This window comes from Proteiniclasticum sediminis (genome assembly GCF_018128025.1).
GTDB lineage: Bacteria > Bacillota > Clostridia > Clostridiales > Clostridiaceae > Proteiniclasticum > Proteiniclasticum sediminis.
In genome coordinates this window covers 84,897-106,054 of sequence record NZ_JAGSCS010000001.1, presented here as the reverse complement: position 1 = coordinate 106,054, position 21,158 = coordinate 84,897, and the positions used below count along the sequence as shown (strand labels likewise).

Sequence of the window (21,158 nt, the reverse complement as noted above, 5' to 3'; positions counted from 1 at the left end):
TCGCTTGCCAGGCACAAGATATGGTATTATACTAAGACTATCGAACGAGAAACAGGAGGTACCCCATGAAAGACATCAAAAATCTCTTCTCCCGTTATTATACTAAAGAGCTGGAGAATAATAAAGACAAAACTGTATATGATTTGTTTGACTGGACTAAGCGGGATGTGGTGCTGAAAAACCACAAAACCGGAAAAGTAATCACAGAAATGCATGACCTGGAGTTCCCTACCCATTACTCCCAGAATGCCATTGATATTATTGCCTCGAAGTATTTCCGCAAAGCCGGCGTGAACAACGAACTGGGCTATGAAAACTCCATGAAGCAGGTGGCCCACCGTCTGGTGAACTTCTGGACAGAGGCACTTGTGGATGAGGGGATCATCAAGACTCAGGAAGATAAGGATGTCTACTATGATGAAATGGTCTTTGGCCTTCTGAATCAGATGTATGCGCCCAACTCCCCCCAGTGGTTCAACACGGGTCTGGAGAAGAGCTATGGCATCAAGGGCGGTCAGAATGACCTCTTCTACTATGATCCTGTGGCGAAGAAGGTCGTTAAGTCCGAAGATACTTACACGAGAACCCAGGCTTCAGCCTGCTTTATCCTCTCCATCGAAGACAAGCTTCTGGGAGACCACTCCATCTCTGAGCAGTATGTGACGGAAACCAAGCTCTTCAAGGGCGGTTCCGGCACGGGTACCAACTTCTCCAGCATCCGCGCAGTGGGCGAGCAGCTCACCGGCGGTGGCGTTTCCTCCGGCCTCATGAGCTTCCTCAAGGGACTGGACCGCAACGCCGGAGCCATCAAGTCCGGCGGAACCACACGGCGAGCCGCCAAGATGGTTTGTCTGGATATTGACCATCCGGAAATTGAAGAGTTCATCCTGTGGAAAGCCAAGGAAGAGGACAAGGTTCGGGCTCTGGCCAAGATGGGGTATGATGCTGATATTGACGGCGAAGCCTATGAGACCGTATCCGGTCAGAACTCCAACAATTCCCTGCGCATCAGCGATGAGTTCATGCGTAAAGTCGTGGAACTGGATCAGAATCCGGAGGAGACCATCATGCTTCGGGGACGCGTGGATGATCGCGTGAACCGTGAAGTGAAAGTCAGCAAGCTCTGGGATGAGTTCAATGATGCAGCCTGCAAATCCGCAGACCCGGCTCCCCAGTTCACCGATACCTTCAATGCCTGGCATACCTGCCCGGCGGGAGAAGATGGCGATCTTTGGGCTCCCCACAACCGCCTGAACTCCACCAACCCCTGCGGAGAATATGCTTTCCTGGATGATACCAGCTGCAATCTCGCATCGCTCAATATCTACCGTTTCTACGATCCCGAAACCAACCATCTGGATGTGGCGGGATTAAAACATATGATTGGCCTGAACCAGCTTCTCCTGGAGGCTTCCATCCATTGGGGACAGTTCCCCACGGTGGACATTGCCCGCAAGACCTACATGTTCCGTACCACGGGACTGGGTATTGCCAACATCGCTTCCGTACTCATGGCCATGGCGATCCCCTATGACTCCGACGAGGCCAGAACCCTCTCTGCAGCCATCATGGGACTCATCACCGGAGAAAGCTACCGTGTCTCGGCTCTCATGGCCCAGGCTGCTGGTCCCTTCGAAAAGTATGACCTCAACGCCAAGTACATGAACCGAGTCATCCGTAACCACGCTCGCGTGGCAGGCGCTCTGGACAGTGAGCTGGAAGAGCTCCATTATGAGCCCATGATGGTAAATCATGGCCTGCTCATGGAACTGGGCCTCACCTCCCTCTCCGAGACGTTGAAGTCCTCCTGGAAGGATGCTGTGGAGCTGGGCGCTGCCCACGGATACCGCAATGCCCAGGTTTCCGTCATTGCCCCCACCGGAACGATTTCCTTTGCCATGGACTGTGCAGCCACCAGCATCGAGCCCTTCTTCTCCCATGTGGTGTACAAGAAGCTTGTGGGCGGCGGCTACATGACCATTGCCAATCCCATCATTGAAGTGGCTCTGAAAAATCTGGGGTATACCCGGGAACAGATTGCGGACATCATGGCCTACATCGGCAAGGAAGAAAAGGGTATGGTGGTGGATGGCAAAATTGAAGGCGCTCCTCATTTGAAGGAAGAACACTATCCCATCTTTGATACGGCCAACGTCTGCGGAACCGGCAAGCGATTCATCCAGCACTATGGCCATGTGCTCATGGTGGCTGCCTTGACTCCTTTGGTCTCCGGCGCCATTTCCAAGACTGTTAACCTGCCCAAGGATGCCACGGTGGAAGACTTCAAGGAAGTCCATATCCGCTCCTGGCAGACTGGCGTCAAGGGGATTTCCCTTTACCGCGATGGCTCCAAGTTCGCCCAGCCGCTGAATACCCGCATTGACAGCGTAGAGAAAACCACGGATCTGGAGAACCTCACCTATGGAGCTCTCCTGGAATACGCCAAGGGCCTTCAGAAGGAAACCGTCACTGCCCCCGTGGCATTCCGTCGGGAGAAGATCTCCGGAATTCGTGCTGGCCATACCCATCCTGCCCAGATTGATGACGTGAAAGTCTACATCACCGTCAACCGCAACGCTCGGGGAGAGATCTCCGAAATCTACATGACCACTGACCGGGAAGGTACCCTGATCACAGGACTTCTCAATTCCCTGTCCAAGACGATTTCCGTGATGCTCCAGTACCATATTCCGCCCAAGGACATTTCCAAAATGCTGCGGGGACAAAAGTACGAGCCCTATGGCTTCGTCTCCAAACACCCCTACATCAAGAATGTCAGCTCCATCTCCGACCTGATTTCCAAGGTCATCGACATTGAGCTGGGCGATTACTCTCGGGTACAGATCAAGCCCGAGGAAGATGACATCCTGGCCCGCTCCAAATCTCGGTTCTCCAATACTGCCTTTGAACCGGAAAAGGTAAAGCAGCTTTTCCTCACCGTGGATGAGGAGGATCTGAAGGAACTGATCCGCGATGCGGAAAAGAACGGCGAGAAGCTGTATGATTCCGTCTGCCCCACCTGCTCCAGCACCCGCATGGTGAAAAATGGCACCTGTAAGGTTTGTCTGGATTGCGGCACCACCACCGGTTGCTCATAAAAAAGAATCCATATCCAAAAGAGGCTGCAGATTTGCAGCCTCTTTTCATGGGTCCAGGACAGTGGCGGTTCCCCAAGAAATCGAATGAGCCTCCTCTGCGTTATGCAGAGGAGGCTCATTCTCCACTCTTTCGTTGGAAAGAATGCTACTTTTTCTTTTTAAACAAGCGGTTCTTTTCTTCTTTTCCCGACGTTTTCAGGATATCCTTCTCGTCGGTGTACTTGAGCTTGTTGGGTTTCGCCTTCGGTTTGATGGCGGGTCCCACAGGGCCCTTCTTCTTGGGTGCGCCGATGTTGGAAAGACCGGAAAGATCAGCATACCAGAGGAACAGGAAGACAAAGATTGCCGTGGGGATGTAGTTTAAGATCATGTTATTGGAGAAGGCGGGAAGGACAAGACCGATGGCGAGAAACACCAAGGATGCGCCCAGGACCACCCATTTGCTCACTTTGAGCTTGGACAGGAAATAGAGATTCGTCAAGGAATACACGATGAAGATCGCGATGGACAAGACGAAAATTAGCAGCAGATTATCCCAATTCAAGTTAAAACCTCCCTCGATATTCTTCCATTTTATGCCATCACCGGGAAGAAATCAAGCAAATCAGCAATACCAGGCCTTTCTTGACCTTGGAGCGTCGGAAAGTTCTTAAAACATTATAAAATCCATGGTAAATGAAAGTTTTTTTTGCGATATTCTTATTTTGTCTTTGGAAATTTGATATAATGAGTTATATCTATTTTGGGGGTGCATTTATGGCCAGTCATGCCAATATTAACCTGGATGACCTCGATCTCCAGATTCTGGAGATCCTCATTAAGGACGCCAGAACACCATATCTTGAAATTGCCCGCGTCTGTCATGTATCCGGGGGAACGATCCATGTCAGAATGAAGAAAATGGAAGATATGGGAATTATCAAAGGAACGAAAATTCTTTTAGATATGCCAAAACTCGGGTACGATGTCTGCTGTTTCGTGGGAATCTACTTAGACAAAAGTTCTTCCTTCTCCGTAGCCATTGACGAGCTGTCCAAGATCAATGAAATCGTCGAACTCCACTATACCACTGGAGATTACTCCATTTTCACGAAGCTGGTGTGCAAAAACATTGCCCATCTGCAGGATCTTTTGCTGAACAGCATCAATGTCATTAACGGGGTTCAGCGCACCGATACCTTTATTTCCCTATCACAGCCTCTGGACCGGAACATTAAGCTTTAATCCCGACTCCCCTTCAGCGGGGATCTGAAAAGAAAGAGACAGCCCATGGCTGTCTCTTTCTTTTGGAAATCCTTATTTGTTGAACTCCTTCAGTTTTTCGGCGATCTGCCCTTTTACCAGTTCATCAATGTTTTTGGCTTCCTCCTCGGAGAGCTCCTCAAAGCGCACCGGGGGGAGAAAGGCTAATTGAACCGGTATATGCGGGGTGACCCGGTAATTATCCTCAAAGACCCGATAAGCATTGTTCACCACCATGGGAATGATGGGAGCATGGGCTTTTTGAGGAATTTTGAAGCTGCCTTTGTGGAACTCACCCATTTCCAGACGTTTGCTCCTGGTCCCTTCCGGATAGATGAGCACGTCAAAACGCTCCTCTTTCATCCGCCGAATCGCTTCGAGAATCGTCTTGAGGCCTTCCCGGGAGTTCTCCCGGTCCAGGAAGAGCACGCTCATCTCCCGAGCTAGATAGGCCACAATGGGGATCTTTTCAATCTCCTTCTTTCCGATGAGGCAGAGCTTTCGCTGCAGCGCATTCACGGTGACATAGATGTCGATGTAGGACTGATGGTTCCCCATGTACACCACCGGTTCATCGGGGATGTTCTCGAGTCCCTCCACCACGAGATCCATGCGGGTAACCGCAATGATTTTTCGGGTGTGTTTTTTGGCAATGCTGAGAATTTTAAAGAAATAAGCTTCCTCTGACATCCGCTTTTTTTGGATTTCCGCAAAAATCAGGCGGAACCACAGGGCGATCAGGGAAAGGCCGAATCGGATTTTGCTGACGATATCAAAAATCATGCGGTCTAACACTCCTTTGTCTACTTCTCTTTATTATAAAGCATCTTGAGCTGGAGTTAAAGCGAAGAAACATAAGGTTTGGAATGGTCTTCTTTCTTTACGGAAGTCTCGAATTTAGGCGTACTGCGCTTTCAGACGGGAGAGAAAAATGGTAGAATGAACCTAAGTTAACGCGGAGGTATTCCATGAAAAAGATGAGATATGCACCCATGGTGCTGGTTCTGGTCCTGATTCTCGGTCTGGTGGGAATCTACGTCCTTTTGGATTATGGCATCGTCGGGGTGGAAACATCCTCCACCGTGGACCGGATCCGCAGCGTCTCCGACCCGGTGAAGGTTCATTTCATCGATGTGGGCCAGGGTGACGCCATTCTGATTCAAGTCAAAACAAAAAACATCCTGTTGGATGCGGGCACCGAAGAAGCTGCCCCCACCATTCTGGCCTACCTGAAAACCTACGGAGTCGAAAAGCTGGATTTGGTGTTTCTCACCCATCCCCATGAGGATCATGTGGGAGGGATGGGGGAAGTGCTCCAGAAGGTCCCTTTTGAGGAGTTCTACACCCCCGATAAGACCGTGGTTACCCAGTCCTATGAGCGGCTGGAAAAGGCCCTGGAAAAGGCGGGTAAAGCCCGGAATGTGCTGAAGGCCGGCATGTCCTTTGACTTTGGCGACGGGATCCTCCTGGAAGTCCTGACCCCTTCCCGCTCCAGTTATCTAAATCCCAACAACTACTCCCCCATTATGCGGCTATCCTATGGGAACAGTGCGTTCCTGTTCACCGGTGATGCGGAAGAAGTCGCCGAAACGGAAGCTCTGAAGACGGGCAAGGACCTAAAGGCCGATGTATTGAAAGCTCCCCATCACGGATCCGCCACCAGCAGCACTCAGGCTTTCCTGGACCGGGTGGCGCCCCGGTTTGTGGTGGTCACCTCGGAACAGGGGAACGACCACAATCTCCCCACTCCGGCGATTCTGGAGCGCTATAGCGCCATGGGCGCCAGCGTGGTGCTCACGGAAGAAAAAGGCACGGTGGTTTTTTCCTCCAACGGCAAGGAAGTGCGGTTCCTAAGCGATTGACAGAAATTTTCATGATAGTATAATAAGGATAAACAGGAAGTTTTGGTCTCGGGCCGAAACTTCTTTCATGTGCAAGGAGGCTTTTATGAGTAAAATACGAACCCGGTTCGCCCCAAGTCCCACAGGCTATATGCATGTTGGAAATCTGAGAACCGCCCTATACGCTTACCTCATCGCCAAACACGAAGATGGGGATTTTATTTTAAGAATTGAAGACACGGACCAGGAGCGTTATGTGGAAGGTGCTGTGGATGTTATTTTTGAAACCCTCAAGCAGACCGGCCTTATCCACGATGAAGGTCCCGATGTGGGCGGTGAGTATGGTCCCTATGTTCAGAGCGAGCGTCGGGAAGTCTACAAGAAGTATGCCCTGGAGCTGGTCGAAAAGAAGGAAGCTTACTACTGCTTCTGCACGAAGGAACGTTTGGATCTGCTTCGGGAAAACGCTGAGTTGCAGAAGAAACCTTTTAAATATGACAAGCACTGCTGTTCCCTCTCCTCGGCAGAAATCGAGGAAAATCTCCGTCAGGGACTGCCCTATGTCATCCGTCAGAACAACCCCACGGAGGGTGTCACCAAGTTCGAGGATGTCATTTACGGAACCATCGCCGTGGATAATGAGGAACTGGAAGACATGGTGCTTCTGAAGAGCGACGGACTCCCCACCTACAACTTCGCCAATGTGGTGGATGATCATCTCATGGCCATCACCCATGTGGTTCGAGGCAGTGAGTACCTTTCTTCCTCCCCCAAGTATAACCGCCTCTATGAGGCTTTTGGATGGAATGTGCCCATCTATATCCATTGCCCGCCCATTATGAAGGATGCGCAGCATAAGCTCTCCAAGCGCACCGGAGATGCCTCCTTCCAGGATCTTCTGGAAAAAGGATACCTGAAGGAAGCGGTCATGAACTACATTACCCTTCTGGGCTGGAATCCGGGTACCACCCAGGAAATCTTCTCCCTGGAAGAACTGGTAAAGATTTTCAACTATCGCAACATCAACAAGAGCCCGGCGATTTTCGATTCCGAAAAACTTCGCTGGATGAATGGCGAGTATCTGAAAAAGATGTCCCTGGAGGAGTTCCACGCCTTAGCCCTCCCCTACATCCTACAGGATCTGAAGGACAAGCCTCTGAACACCATGAAGATTGCCGAGCTTCTGCATAACCGCGTGGAGGTCCTGGGGGATATTCCCGGACAGCTGGACTTCTTCTATGCCCTTCCAGCCTACGACATTGAAATGTATACCCATAAAAAAATGAAAACCAATGCGGAGATTGCCCGAACTTCCCTGGAAGTCATCCTGCCGGTCCTGGAAGCCATGCCGGAGGAAGACTGGACCTTGGACAAACTCCATGACACCGTGCTGGCGAAAGTGGCAGAACTGGGTCTCAAGAATGGGCAGATGCTCTGGCCCATCCGCACCGCCCTTTCCGGAAAGCAGTTCACCCCTGGTGGAGCCTTTGAAATGGCAGAGATCCTGGGAAAAACCGAATCTCTGGAAAGAATTCGCGAAGGCATCCGTCTCCTGCAGTAAGGCAAAAGCCGATCTTCTCCCCATGCACTGGGGCAGAAGATCGGCTTATTTATTCTTAGGGTGATTACCGGAGGATGAAATACTCCCGGATCTTCTCCAGGGTTTTCTCCCCGATGCGGGGAACCTCCAAGAGTTCTTCCACGGAGGAAAATCGTCCCTTCTCCTCCCGGTACTTCAGAATGTTGTCTGCGGTGGCTGGCCCGATCCCCGGCACCTTCATCAGGTCTTCCTTGGAGGCCCGGTTGAGGTCCATGGGGGCTGGAGAGCCGGATTTCCCTTCGGTCGATGACGCCGGCAGCAGGGGTTCCTCCCCCACGGCCGGTATGTAGAAGGAATCACCGTCCAGGACGCGGAGGGCAAGATTGACCTGCCGAAGCTCAGCTACGCTGGTGGTACCTCCTGCCAGGGCCACCAGCTCATAGAGCCGGGAACCTTCGGGCAGCGTGTACACCCCAGGCCGCAGGACTTGACCTTTCACTTCCGCCACTAATTTCTGGGGGAATGGATCCTCTTCGACGTTTACCACAATTTCCTTCTCCTCTTCAAAGATGGGTTCCCCTCCCTTCCCCGAACAGCCGGTAAGGAGGATCATCAGGGAAAAGAGAATTATCCCCCCAAATATGCTCACATACCTCAATGGTAATCCCCTCCTCGATCTACTTCATTTCAACGCTTATTATCCCGTTATTTTCATTTCTTACGCAAGAAAACAGGCCGGTTCGGCCTGTTTTTTGCTTTAAAGCTGATAAACGTTGAAGGACTTCGCCTTTAGATGGTATTCACCCGTGAGGATATGACGGAACTGCTCCGGAACCTCATCGAGTCCCAGGGCATCATTGAGTACCAGGCGGACATCTTCCGGTTCCCGGTTGATGATGATAAGACTGGCTTCTTCCCCCTGTAGACGAAGATACCCAAAGGTATTCTCCTGGTAGAAGGGATGTAGTTCCCCTCCCACAAAGACTGGGCTTGATTTGCGCAGGGCGATCATGGATCGGTACATCTCCATGATTTCCGGGTCTTCTTTTCCCCAAGGATAGGGCCCTCGGTTGTCCGGATCAGCTTCCCCCTTCATCCCGGCTTCATCACCGTAATAGATGCAGGGTACGCCGGGGAACGTAAAGAGCATGCCCACGGCAATTTTTAAATGTTCTTTGTCGCTGATTTCTGTGAAGATCCGTTTGGTGTCATGGGTACCTAAGCTGTTTAAGGCACTGTAGAAGGCTTCCCGGGGATAGTTTTCCTTCAAGGCCATGAGCCGATGATACAGTTCCCGGGCTTTAAGATGTCCCTTGAGATAGTCGATGACCCCATTCTTAAAGGGATAGTTCATCGTCCCATGGATCTCTTTGCCTAGAAGATAGCGGCGACGCTGACCATAGGCGATTTTGTTGGATGCATCTTCCCAGACTTCGCCCAGGAGCACCGTATCGGGATTGGCTTTCTGCATGCTGGAGCGAATATCGGCAATGAAGTCATCGGGAAGCTCATCCGCCACATCCAAGCGCCAGCCCCCAATGCCCATGCGGGTCCACTTTTCAATGACCCCTTCCGGTCCCACGATGAAGTTGCGATAGGTGGGATTATTCTCGTTGACATTGGGGAGATCCTTGACCCCCCACCAGCATTCGTAATCCGTGGGGTACTGGAAGAAGTTAAACCAGGAGTAGTAAGGCGAGTCGGGACTTTGGGCTGCGCCCAGCTCGGGATAGCTTCCGAAACTGTTAAAATAACGGGAGTCTGCCCCCACATGGTTGAAGACGCCGTCCAGCACAATGCGAATCCCCCGTTTTTGGGCTTCCAAAACCAGCTCCTGGAAAATCTCCTCGGAGCCGAACATTTCGTCTATGGCGAGGAAATCCCCCGTATCATATTTATGGTTGCTGCGGGATTTGAAAATGGGATTGAGATAAATTCCGCCGATCCCCAGCTCCTGGAGGTAGTCCAGTTTCTTCAACACCCCTTCCAGGTTTCCCCCAAAGAAGTCCCAGCGGGTGATGCTTCCCTGACAGTCTTTGATGTACATGGGGGTATCTTCCCAGGTGGCATAGACAAAGGAGTTTTTCTTGGGATTGAGGACCTTGCCTTCCGGATGGCCGTTATAGAAACGGTCCACAAAGATCTGGTAGAAGACGGCATCTTTGTACCAAGACGGTGCCGGCTCCACAAACTGGTGCAGGGTGATTTGGTAAGGCACCACATCCCAGCGATTTTCCCGGAGGACCGCTTCTCCGCCAATCCCCGGCGCTTGAGCCCCCACGTAAATGGTGTGGGTCACAAGCTTCTCCGAAAAGCTGATGATGAAGTAGTAGAAAAGAAGTCCAGGCTCAGCGCCTGTGGACACGACTTTGTAGAAGCCATCCCCTTCCGGAGCCATTTTCAGGAACTGCTCGCTTTTTCCTTCCTGAGCCATGACCAAGGTGACTTCGATATGGTCTGACCCCGTGGCCTTCAGCCGAAACAGGATTTCCTGACCCGTGACGATGGCCCCAAAGGGCTTTTTAAAACCTTCATAGAAGGAATTATAGTCAATGTAAAGATTTCGATAATACATGCATTCACGGACCTGCCCTCAAGGTGTGGTGGTCCTACCATCCTTTTTCATAAAATTACAGATAAGCCTCTGGATCTGAGGCTTATCTGCATCTTGGGGATTCAGTTTTAACGCTCGATCATTCGGGTATCCCAAATTCCCGAGGCATACTGCATAACCGTGACATCGGAGGAGAAAACTCCCGAGGAGGAAATGTTCTCGATGGACATCTTGTTCCAGGTGAACCGGTCTTTGTACAAGTCCTCGATTTTCACATGGGCGTTCAAGTAAGAGTCGAAGTCCTTCAGGACAAAGAACTCATCATTGTAGTCGATGAGGCTCTTGAAAATGTCCCGACCTTCGACGCTGATACCCTTGATCATCCCGTTGGTCAGGCTGTCCAGCACGCGTTTGATCCGAGGATCCGTGTTGTAGAAGTCCCGGGAAACATAGTTTCCGCTGCGATAGTAATCCAAAACTTCCTTTTCGGTCATGCCAAAAATGACAATGTTGGGGTTTCCCACTTCTTCCAGGATTTCCACATTGGCTCCGTCCAAGGTTGCCAGGGTAATGGCTCCGTTCATCATGAACTTCATGTTGCTGGTGCCGGAGGCTTCCTTGGTGGTGGTGGAAATCTGCTCGGAGACTTCCGATGCCGGGATGATTTTCTCGGCCAGGGAAACGCCATAGTTTTCCAGGAAGACCATCTTGATCCGTCCCTTCACCCGGGGATCATTATTCACCTGATCCGCCAGGGCGTTGATAAACTTGATGATCTCCTTGGCATAGTAGTACCCCGGAGCCGCCTTGGCGGCAAAGATATAGGTTTTTGGCAGCATGTCAAAATTAGGGTTTTCCAGGATTTCATGATACTGGTGGAGGATATGCAAGGCATTGAGCAGCTGACGCTTATAGGCATGGAGTCGCTTCACGTGGACATCGAAGATGCTGTTGGGATCCACGATGATATTATTCTTCTCCTTGATGTAGGCGGCCAGACGCTCCTTATTGTGGAGCTTGGTCTCCTCGACCCGACGCTGCACTTCTGCATCGCGTTTGTACTTCTTGAAGAGCTTCAAGTCCTGGGGGTTTCTGCGCCAGGAGTCGCCAATGGTTTCATCCAAGAGAGAAGTCAGCTCGGGATTGGCCAGCATGAGCCATCGCCGATGGGTGATCCCGTTGGTCTTGTTATTGAACTTATAGGGATAGAGCATGTAGAAATCTCTCAATTCCTGAGTCTTCAGGATTTCCGTGTGGAGCTTGGCCACGCCGTTGACGCTGTGGGTTCCATGGATGCACAAATGCGCCATGCGGACATAGCCGCCGGATATGATGGCCAGTTTTTCCACCATATCGCCATTCCCCTGGAATTTATTCACCAGTATCTGTCGGAAGCGACGGTCAATCTCCTCCACAATGAGGTAGATTCGGGGCAGAAGGTCCTTGAACAGCTCCACAGGCCATTTTTCCAGAGCTTCGCTCATGATGGTATGGTTTGTATAACTCATGGTATTTTGGGTGATATGCCAGGCTTCATCCCATTCCAGCCCTTCCTCATCCATGAGGATGCGCATGAGCTCCGGAATGGCCACGGCAGGATGCGTGTCATTGATATGCACCGCCACCAGATCATGGAGCGTGCTCATGGGATGGCCGGCTTCCTTGTGCTGCTGAACGATGCTTTGAAGTCCGGCAGAGACAAAGAAATACTCCTGCTTCAGTCGCAGGACTCGCCCTTCATGATTAGAATCATCGGGGTAGAGAACTTCGGTGATGCTTTCAATCTCCCGCTTGTTCTTCAGCACGTTATTAAAGTTCAGATCTTCCTGAATTTCGCCTTCATAGGGAGGAACTTCGGCATTCCAGAGCCGCAGCGTGTTGACGGTCTTGTTTTCGTAACCGACCAATGCGGTGTCATAGGGTACGGCCAGCACCTCCTGATATCCCGTATGGATCGGGGCCAAGGAGCCGTTCTCCAGGGGTTTCATCCAGGCATCGCCGTAGAAACGGACCCGAACGGCCTTGTCGCTTTTGCGGACTTCCCAGACATTGTCGTCCCGAAGCCAGTTTTCCGGCAGTTCCACCTGATAGCCATCAACGATCTTCTGCTGAAACAGCCCATACTTATAACGGATTCCATTGCCGTTTCCGGGAATACCCGAGGAAGCCATGGAGTCCATGAAACAGGCCGCCAGTCTTCCCAGACCGCCATTGCCAAGGCCGGCATCCACTTCCACATCTTCGATGTCGGTCAATCGAATGCCCATTTCAGCCAGAGCTTCCTTTGCGGTTTCCCGAATCCCCAGATTTAAGAGATTGCTGGCCAAGAGACGGCCCAAAAGAAACTCGATGGAAAAGTAGTAAACCTGCTTCTCCCCATACTTCTTGTAGCGGCTGGTGGTTTTTGCCCATCCTTCGGAGATGTACTCTTTGAGAAGGTAGCCGAGGGTGAAGTACTGCATGTGGGTGGTGGAGTTCTCCACGTCCTGGGCATACAGCTTCATCATTTTCTTGACGAAGTCCTTCTTAAACTGATCTTTTGTTAATATCATCTAGTTTAGCTCCTTTATCGGGTCAGGATCTCACGGAACAGGGTCAGATAGATTTCAGCGGAGGCTGTCCAACTGTAATCCGTTGCCATTCCTTGCTTTACGATGTTCCTGAATGCCGTTTTGTCTCGGTACGCATCCAGTGCGCGGTAGACTGCTTGTAGCATATCATAACTATCGTAATTTGAAAAGGTAAAGCCAATTCCCTCCCCGGTGTACTTGTTATAGGGAAGCACGGTATCCTTCAGACCACCGGTCTCCCGAACAATGGGGACACTGCCGTAGCGCAGGGCCAGGAGCTGGGAAATGCCGCAGGGTTCAAACAGCGAAGGCATGAGGAAGAAATCTGTGGCGGCATAGATCTTCTGTGCCAGTTCCCCGTTGTAACGAAGATTGGCCGAGACCTTGCCCGGATACTTATACGAGAAATAGCGGAACATATCCTCGTAGCGCCGTTCGCCAGTCCCCAGGACCACCAGCTGCAGATCCTGCTGCAGGAACTCTTCGATGGCCTCCGCCAGGATATCCAGCCCTTTCTGATCCGTGAGCCGGGAAATGATGCCAAACATGGGCACATCCCCCCGAACTTCCAGACCGAGCTCCTTTTGCAGCGCGAGCTTATCCTTCAACTTCCCCTCCAGATCCTCCCGGGAGAAGTGGAACGGAATGTCCTTATCCGTTTCCGGATCGTTGAGGGTGTAGTCCACACCATTGAGGATCCCCTTAAGTTTGTAACTCACCTTCTGCATCACGCCGTGGAGACCTTCGCCATAGAACTCGGATTTAATCTCCTCCGCATAGGTGGGGCTGACGGTGGTCACCAGGTCGGCATAGTTGATGCCGCCTTTCAGGAAGTTGACATTTCCGTAGTATTCGAAGCAGAAATCCTGGAGCAGCTCCGTGCCTAGGCCCAAGAGGTTTCCCAAAACATCAGGAGGGAAGATCCCTTGAAATCGCATGTTGTGGATGGTCAAAACGGTCTTCACCTTTTCAAAGGCCTTATCCCAGCGATATTTTGTGCGGATGAGCACCGGGATGACCGCCGTATGCCAGTCATTGCAGTGCAGGATATCGGGAACGAAACCAATGCGATGGAGGACTTCCAAAATCGCCTGGGAAAAGAAGGAGAACCGTTCCCCGTCGTCAAAATATCCGTAAGGGGTTTCTCGGAAGAAATAGTACATGTTGTCGATGAAATAGAAGTCTACCCCTTCATGGTTCAGATGCTTAACCCCCAGATACTGTTCCCGCCAGCCCACCTTTATGGTGGTGTCAAAGAGATGCTCCATCTGATTTCGATACTCTTCTTTTATCGTGCCGTAATTGGGGAGGATCACGCGGCAATCCTCGCCTTTCTCCTTCAGAGCCTTGGGCAGAGCATAGGCCACATCGGCCAGTCCGCCGGTTTTTAAAAATGGATAGCACTCGGATGTGGCAAAGAGAATTTTCATGATATTACCTCCTATAGGACGGATCCTTTGCCAACCACCACGGGATTCTTCGGACTTCCCTGAAGCTCTGTCCCTTCGGTGAGTACCACCTGCTTGTCGGTGATGACATGGGAAATTTTGCAGTTGGCGCGAATCTCACCATTTTGCATAATGATGGAATCCTTCACCACGGCGCCCTTTTCCACCGTTACGCGGCGGAAGATAATGGAGTTGATGACTGTTCCTTCAATCTTGCAGCCGTTGGCGATGAGGGAGTTCTGTACGTCACTGTCCTCACTGTAATAAGTGGGTGTTTCGTCCTTGACCTTGGTGCGGATCCGGTTCTCGCCGAAGAAGACATCCTTGATGTGGTCCTCGTCCAGCATGAACATGCTGGCTTCATAGTAGCTCTGGACTGAGCTTACGTTTTTCAGAAGCCCATCAAACTCATAACCCCGTACCTTGTACCGGGCGACGGAATCATGAAGCACATCGGTGAGGAAGACATTCTCTCCCGTGGTGATGGCGTTGGTGATCATATCCACCAGGAGCTCTTTGCGGACAATGTAGATCTCGGCGGAAATCTTCTTCTTCCCCGACTGCATGTCCGGTCGGCGCAGATTCTTCCCAAAGGTCACCACACCGCCATACTCGTTTAGGGTTACGGTATTGCATCGCTCGAAGCTAAAGTCATCTTCCATGATGGTCTTGTAGACCACAGTGATGTCTGCTTTACTCTCCAGATGCTCTTTAAAGACCTTCTTGAGATCAATATTGCAGACCATGGTGGTGCCCATGATCACGGCATAATCTGCGGAAGCTTCCGTCAGATAGTCAATATTGGAGAAATAGGTGGAAATATCCCCTCTTTGCTGACTGTGAAGATCCGGGGTGGCATAAGGCGAAAAATAGAAGACACCGCCCTGCTTTCGGTCCAGATCCCATTCCTTGCCGCTGCTGATATGGTCCATGAGGGATCGGTAGCGGTCGTTGAGAAAGATTCCCACGGTGGTAATTCCAGCATTGACCATGTTGGACAGGGTGAAGTCAATCATTCGATAGCGGCCTAAAAAGGGTACGGAAGCTATGGGCCGATTGAAGGTGAGCTGTTTCATATAGACGTCATTTTCGGTGAGGTTTACTACCCCGAAGAGTTTATTTCTGGCCATCTTACTTCTCCTCCTTGTAGATCTCATATTCGCCCACCACAGCAATTTCACCGTTCTCATCGATGACGGAGTCATCGGGAATCACGGCTCCGGAACCGATCATGGCTTTTCGGATGATGCAGTTTTTACCGATCCGGACATTCTCCATGATTACAGAGTCATAGATTTCTGTGCCCTCTCCTACTGTGACTTTGGGCGAAAGGATGGAGCGGCGTATTTTCCCGTGAACGATGCAGCCTTCCACCAGGAGGGAGTCCTTCACATCGGCTGTTTTCGTGAGATAGTGAGGCGGCATGGAGGGATTTTTGGAGTAAATCTTCCAGCTGCGGTCATTGATCTGCAGCTCAGAATTCTGGTCCAGAAGATCCATGTTGGCTTCCCAGAGGGACTCCAGGGTCCCGACATCCTTCCAGTAACCTTTGAAACGATAAGCATAGACCCGTTCTCCCCCATCCAGGAAAGCAGGGATGACGTTTTTACCGAAATCGTCCATATCCTGCCCGGCATTGATCTTTTCATTCATATACTTTTTCAGAAGCTTCCAGTTGAAAATGTAGATTCCCATGGAAGCCAGGTTTGATTTTGGATTCTTGGGTTTTTCTTCGAACTCCACAATTCTCAGTTCGCTGTCCGTGTTCATGATACCAAAGCGCGGTGCCTCATCCCAGGGTACTTCCAGCACAGCAATGGTCAGTGCAGCTTCCTGTTCTTTATGAAAATCCAGCATGGATTCATAGTTCATCTTATAGATATGGTCTCCGGATAAAATCAGGACAAAATCCGGATCATAATCATCAATATAGGAGAAGTTCTGATAGATGGCATGGGCCGTACCCCGGAACCATTTTTCTTCCGTGGCGCTGGCGTAGGGCTGCAGGATGGTGACACCGCCGTCATTGCGGTCCATGTCCCATGGGGATCCAATGCCAATGTGGGTATTTAAGATCAGCGGCTGATACTGCGTCAGCACACCCACGGTATTCATCCCGGAGTTGGCGCAGTTGGACAGTACAAAATCAATGATTCGGTACTTCCCGCCAAAGGGTACTGCAGGTTTGGCGATGTTTTTCGTGAATTTCCCCAGTCGGGTGCCTTGCCCTCCGGCGAGGATCATGGCAATGATTTCTTTTTTCATGATTTAACCCCCTTGATTCTCTTTGGTTTTATGATCAAAACGGACAGCGGCGGAGCAATGACCTCTAGCGCATGGTCCTGATGATTCACAGGTTCGGGAATGGACTGGTAGGTTTTCTCCGAATACGCCCAGCTTCCACCATACTCCTGAAGCTCGGTATTCAGCAGTTCTTCATACTGTCCTTCATAGGGGACGCCTACCCGCACATGATCCCGCTGAACGGGGGTGAAGTTGCAGATGACGACGGCAAAGTCCCGGGGATTCTTCCCCTTTCGGATGAAGGTAAAGAGCGATTCATTCTTATTGTCCGCATCGAGGATATCAATTCCGTCATAGGACGTATCCACTTCGCTGAAGCATTTGTAGTTCTGGTAAATCTCGTTGAGGGTCTTTATATACTGCTGATGTTTGCGGTGGGATTCGTGCTGGAGTCCCACCCACTCGAGGCCCTCACGGAATCGCCACTCCATCCATTGGGCCAGTTCGTTGCCCATGAAGCTGATCTTTTTCCCCGGATGGGTCATCATGTAGGCCATGAGGGTGCGAAGACCCTGGAACTTCATTTTCTCATCGCCGGGCATCTTATTCAGGAGTGAACTCTTTCCATGGACCACTTCATCATGGGACATGGGGAGAATGTAGCGTTCGCTGAATACGTACATGAAGGAGAAGGTGATGAGGTTATGATGATTCTTCCGATACAGCGGATCCAGAGCAAAGTAGCGGAGGATGTCATTCATCCAGCCCATATTCCATTTAAAGGTAAAGCCCAGGCCACCCTTCTCCACCGGATGGGTGATGAGGGGAAACGCCGTGCTTTCCTCGGCAATCATCAAAGCATCGGGGCGATTCGCGGCCACAGCCTGATTGAGCTTTTTCAGGAAATCTACCCCTTCCAGGTTGGTGTTGCCGCCATAGATGTTGGGTGTCCAGGGACCATCGTCATAATCCAGGTACAGCATGGAAGAGACCGCATCCACCCGGAGACCGTCAGCATGGAATATCTCCAGCCAGAACAGGGCATTGGAGATCAGGAAACTGTGCACCTGGGGCTTGCCGAAATCAAAATGGGTGGTTCCCCAGCGATTGTTGGTTGCTTTGTTGGGATCCTGATATTCAAAGGTTGGTGTGCCGTCGAACTGATAAAGGCCATGGGCATCTCGGCAAAAATGGGCAGGTACCCAGTCCAGAATCACGCCGAGATCCTGGTTGTGGCACTCGTTGATAAAGGCCATGAGTTCTTTGGGCTGTCCATAACGAGAGGTGACACTGTAGTATCCGGTGATCTGGTACCCCCAGGAGTCATCCAGGGGATGCTCCATAATGGGAAGCAGTTCGATATGGGTGTAGCCCATGTCTTTGACATAGGGAATCAGTTCCGCCATATATTCGGTAAAACTGAAGAACCGACCATCCCAGTGGCGCTTCCAGGAGCCCAGGTGAACCTCATAGATGTTCATGGGTGCGCTTAGGGCGTTGCGCCGCTTGCTCTTGGCCCGCCAGGTGCTGTCCGTCCAGGTGAATCCGCGAAGATCCCGGACGACGGAGGCCGTTTTCGGGCGAAGTTCCGAACCAAAGGCGTAGGGGTCGGACTTTAAGAACTCATGCCCGTCATGACGACGGATGCGGTACTTATAGAGGGCACCTTCCCCGATGCCTTCGATAAATGCCGTCCAGATCCCTGTGGTTCCCTGAGGAAACATTTGGCCATAGCCCCAGTCGTTGAAATCGCCAGCGAGAAACACCTCTTTGGCATGGGGCGCCCAGACCGTGAACTGCACGCCCTGTTTCCCTTCAAACTCCATGACTTGGGCACCCATGAACTCATAACTTCGGTGATGGGCACCAGTGTTGAAGAGATAATGATTGAGCTCCGTATTCCATGATTTTTTGGGGTCTTCCTTTTTCGTTGCCATACGATCCTCCTATATTACATGATGAAAGGGCAAAGCCCTTTTCGGGTTGGAAGGGTGAGGCCTTGGAGCCGAGAGCATCTGGGCTAAAACCTTCATCGGGGTCGACCAGAAACGCCGGCACAATGTAAGAATATTAACTATTTTCTATTTACAATATACCATATTTTACCTGATTCAAATAGCCCCCAAGGCAGAAGCTGAGGCCGTTTCCACGCTGCAGAAAGGTTTAGCTCAAAGAAAAAGACCGAAATCAGCGATTTCGGTCTTCGGTCATTAATTCAGGTTTTATGCGTTCCATCTGGAATCCCAGGGCATTACCCAACGCCAGGAGATCCGGTTTCAGCGGGGCAAAAGCCGTCATGGGTTTCTCACTGACCGGATGGATAAAGGATACGTAAAGCGCATGAAGCGCCTGGCGGTCTATGCGATCCATTTCTCCCCCGTAGAGTTCATCACCCAGAATGGGATAACCCAAATGACTGAGGTGTACCCGGATCTGGTGCGTGCGTCCCGTGAGGAGTTTAAGAAGGAGCAGTGAATACCCCTCCTTCTTCTCCAACACACGGACTTTTGTCCGGGATTCCTGTCCCCGCTCGTCGATGATCCGGTTCAGGACACCCTCTCCCACCCGATAGATGGGCAGATCAATGAGGTGAACATCCTCCGGAAAATCCCCTTTGACCAGGGCCACATAATACTTGTCATAGGCCTCATCCTGCATATCCTTGGAGATTCGGGAATGGACATACTGATTTTTTGCCAGAATGATCAGCCCGGAAGTGTTCATGTCCAGGCGAGAAACCAGCCGAATGATGGTGGCTTCCCCTTTTGCCCGGTAATGATGCAGCACGGCATTGGACAGGGTGCCTGTCTTATGGGTAGGGGTAGGATGCACCACCATATGGGCATCCTTATTTACAATAAGCAGGGCATCGTCCTCATAGAGGACATCCAGGGGCAGCTCTTCCGGGTCCATGTACTGCGTTTCTTCGGTGACCAGCAGGATGCGGATTCGGTCTCCTTCCCGAAGGATATAGTCCAGTTTGACGGGCTTTTCATTGATAAAGATGCGTTTATCCAAGGCAGACTTGCGCATAAACCGGGTGGAAAGCTCCAGTTCCTCCTTGAGGTACTCCCGCAGCTTCAGCCCCACACAGGTTAGTGGCACATCCTTCTCAATTCTCTGCAAGTTTTTCGTCATGGGATTTTTCTCCTGTCATTCGTTCTTTGAGCTGATTAAGAAAGGCATTGCGGGCTTCCACGGAAATGAGCAGGATATGCTCCTTCCTATGCAGGAGATATCGGATGCTCTGTTCCAGAGCGGCCAGCATGGCCCGGTCTAAGTCATCCCTGGCCAGGCTGCGCAGGACCTCTACCCCATCATAACTTCGGTTTTCCTCAATGAGATCCGCCAAATAGATGATCTTCTCCAAAGTTCCCATTTGGGGACGTCCCGTGGTGTGGTACCGGATGGCGAACAGGATCTCCGGATCTGTGACCCCGCCGGTATGCTCGGCATAGAGGGCTCCTGCCGGGGCATGGAGCACACTGGGGGCCAAGGCCAGTTCTCCCGGAACTTCCCCATGGGCCTTAAGATAATCCGTGAGCCACTGGGGCTTCTGGGATTTCAGCACATCATGATACAGGGCGGCGATGCGGGCTTTTTCCGGATCTGCGCCATGGCAAAGGGCCAGCATTTCGCTGGCCTTCACGACGCCCAGCACATGCTGGTACCGATGGGGATTTAGGTTTTCCTGGAGCGAGGATTTAATCTGTTCCTCCGTCCAGGGACTGTTCTTGGTATAGTCCATGTTTCTCAATGTAGGTCCTCACTTCCTCCGGCACCAGGTAGCGGATTTCCAAGCCGTTCTTCACTCTCGCCCGAATGTCACTGCTGGAAATTTCCAGAATCCGGGAATCCACGAGATGAACCTTCCCCCCATGGCCGGCAATGAAGGCCATAGCCTCTTTGCGCATGGCCTCGGGATAGAATTTGCGTTCAAAAACCACCAACGTGGCCAGTTCAAGAATCCGCTGAGGATTGCGCCACCGGGAAAACTCCACGTAGGAATCCTCACCCATGAGGAGAAACAGCTCGTCCTCGGGGTAGATTTTTGAAAAATGTTCCAGGGTATCCACGGTGTAGGAGAGCCCCTTTTTCTCCAGTTCAAAACGGGAGATGAGGAAGCCCTCCTCCCCCGAAAAAATCAGGTTCAGCATGGCCAGGGCATCCTGAGGATCCCGGCCCTGGGCATCTTTATGGGGAGGCTGATAGTTGGGCAAGAGAATCAGACGATCCAGCTTCAGCCTCTCCTTTGCTTCAAAGGCCATGTACAAATGTCCATTGTGTACAGGGTTGAAGGTCCCCCCGAGAATGCCGGTTCTCATTTGCGCGGCAGTTCGATCTTCTTGTGGTTTTTACTTTCTTTATAGAGGACAATCTTGGAACCGATGATCTGGATTCCTTCACATCCAATGGCTCCCACGAGCTGATCATGGGCTTCACGGGTTCCCAGGCCGCTGTTTTCCAGGACATTGATCTTGATCAGTTCCCGCTTTTCCAGCGCGTCTTCCACCTGTTTGATGAAGGCGGCTTCGATTCCGCCCTTCCCGATCTGGAAAATTGGGTCGATGGAGTTGGCCAGACTTCGAAGATAGGCCCGTTGTTTCGTTGTTATCATCAC

General features: G+C 51.3%; 17 protein-coding genes. 4 read left to right on the top strand and 13 right to left on the bottom strand.

From position 1 onward, the window contains the following. Positions 1-65 precede the first annotated feature (65 nt). Entirely contained in the window at positions 66-3,098 is a 3,033-nt protein-coding gene (locus KCG48_RS00485) for a vitamin B12-dependent ribonucleotide reductase (protein ID WP_211799325.1), read from the top strand. Between the two features lie 145 nt (positions 3,099-3,243). Here KCG48_RS00485 and KCG48_RS00480 read toward each other — a convergent pair whose 3' ends face one another. Then, positions 3,244-3,642: a hypothetical protein gene (locus KCG48_RS00480; RefSeq protein WP_211799324.1), complete on the bottom strand. Its 399-nt coding sequence runs from the start codon at positions 3,640-3,642 to the stop codon at positions 3,244-3,246. Between the two features lie 212 nt (positions 3,643-3,854). On the opposite strand from KCG48_RS00480, the gene KCG48_RS00475 reads away from it, so the two are divergent. After that, on the top strand, positions 3,855-4,322 hold the full coding sequence (locus KCG48_RS00475) for an Lrp/AsnC ligand binding domain-containing protein (protein ID WP_211799541.1): 468 nt from the start codon (positions 3,855-3,857) through the stop codon (positions 4,320-4,322). 72 nt (positions 4,323-4,394) lie between these two features. On the opposite strand, the gene KCG48_RS00470 is transcribed toward KCG48_RS00475, so the two are convergent. Further along, positions 4,395-5,123, bottom strand: a complete 729-nt coding sequence (locus KCG48_RS00470) for a lysophospholipid acyltransferase family protein (RefSeq protein ID WP_211799323.1) — start codon at positions 5,121-5,123, stop codon at positions 4,395-4,397. Positions 5,124-5,308: 185 nt separating this feature from the next. On the opposite strand from KCG48_RS00470, the gene KCG48_RS00465 reads away from it, so the two are divergent. Next, positions 5,309-6,202: a ComEC/Rec2 family competence protein gene (locus tag KCG48_RS00465; RefSeq protein WP_211799322.1), complete on the top strand. Its 894-nt coding sequence runs from the start codon at positions 5,309-5,311 to the stop codon at positions 6,200-6,202. An 85-nt stretch (positions 6,203-6,287) separates the two neighbouring features. Continuing rightward, the gene (gene gltX, locus KCG48_RS00460; protein WP_211799321.1) at positions 6,288-7,742 is read left to right on the top strand and encodes a glutamate--tRNA ligase; all 1,455 of its coding nucleotides are present in this window, start codon (positions 6,288-6,290) and stop codon (positions 7,740-7,742) included. 64 nt (positions 7,743-7,806) lie between these two features. Here gltX and KCG48_RS00455 read toward each other — a convergent pair whose 3' ends face one another. The 11 genes from KCG48_RS00455 to yhbY all read right to left on the bottom strand — a co-directional run bounded on the left by KCG48_RS00455 (position 7,807) and on the right by yhbY (position 21,155). Then, on the bottom strand, positions 7,807-8,268 hold the full coding sequence (locus tag KCG48_RS00455) for a helix-hairpin-helix domain-containing protein (RefSeq protein WP_211799320.1): 462 nt from the start codon (positions 8,266-8,268) through the stop codon (positions 7,807-7,809). Positions 8,269-8,478: 210 nt separating this feature from the next. Further along, entirely contained in the window at positions 8,479-10,296 is a 1,818-nt protein-coding gene (locus KCG48_RS00450; RefSeq protein ID WP_211799319.1) for a glycoside hydrolase family 13 protein, read from the bottom strand. A 107-nt stretch (positions 10,297-10,403) separates the two neighbouring features. Further along, the gene (locus tag KCG48_RS00445) at positions 10,404-12,827 is read right to left on the bottom strand and encodes a glycogen/starch/alpha-glucan phosphorylase (RefSeq protein WP_211799318.1); all 2,424 of its coding nucleotides are present in this window, start codon (positions 12,825-12,827) and stop codon (positions 10,404-10,406) included. Between the two features lie 14 nt (positions 12,828-12,841). Then, entirely contained in the window at positions 12,842-14,275 is a 1,434-nt protein-coding gene (gene glgA / locus KCG48_RS00440; RefSeq protein WP_211799317.1) for a glycogen synthase GlgA, read from the bottom strand. 11 nt (positions 14,276-14,286) lie between these two features. Further along, the gene (glgD, locus tag KCG48_RS00435) at positions 14,287-15,423 is read right to left on the bottom strand and encodes a glucose-1-phosphate adenylyltransferase subunit GlgD (RefSeq protein ID WP_211799316.1); all 1,137 of its coding nucleotides are present in this window, start codon (positions 15,421-15,423) and stop codon (positions 14,287-14,289) included. A gap of 1 nt (position 15,424) precedes the next feature. After that, on the bottom strand, positions 15,425-16,561 hold the full coding sequence (locus KCG48_RS00430) for a glucose-1-phosphate adenylyltransferase (protein WP_211799540.1): 1,137 nt from the start codon (positions 16,559-16,561) through the stop codon (positions 15,425-15,427). Further along, entirely contained in the window at positions 16,555-18,474 is a 1,920-nt protein-coding gene (gene glgB / locus KCG48_RS00425) for a 1,4-alpha-glucan branching protein GlgB (RefSeq protein ID WP_211799315.1), read from the bottom strand. The genes KCG48_RS00430 and glgB overlap by 7 nt, the downstream gene beginning before the upstream one ends. Before the next feature lie 250 nt (positions 18,475-18,724). Beyond that, positions 18,725-19,675 (bottom strand): RluA family pseudouridine synthase, encoded by a 951-nt coding sequence (locus tag KCG48_RS00420; protein WP_211799314.1) that lies wholly within the window; start codon positions 19,673-19,675, stop codon positions 18,725-18,727. After that, positions 19,650-20,285, bottom strand: a complete 636-nt coding sequence (yqeK, locus tag KCG48_RS00415) for a bis(5'-nucleosyl)-tetraphosphatase (symmetrical) YqeK (protein WP_230976941.1) — start codon at positions 20,283-20,285, stop codon at positions 19,650-19,652. The genes KCG48_RS00420 and yqeK overlap by 26 nt, the downstream gene beginning before the upstream one ends. After that, complete coding sequence (gene nadD / locus KCG48_RS00410) at positions 20,242-20,862, bottom strand: nicotinate (nicotinamide) nucleotide adenylyltransferase (protein WP_211799312.1); 621 nt, start codon at positions 20,860-20,862, stop codon at positions 20,242-20,244. Before nadD ends, yqeK begins: the two co-directional genes overlap by 44 nt. Beyond that, the gene (yhbY, locus tag KCG48_RS00405; RefSeq protein WP_211799311.1) at positions 20,859-21,155 is read right to left on the bottom strand and encodes a ribosome assembly RNA-binding protein YhbY; all 297 of its coding nucleotides are present in this window, start codon (positions 21,153-21,155) and stop codon (positions 20,859-20,861) included. The genes nadD and yhbY overlap by 4 nt, the downstream gene beginning before the upstream one ends. Positions 21,156-21,158: the final 3 nt, after the last annotated feature.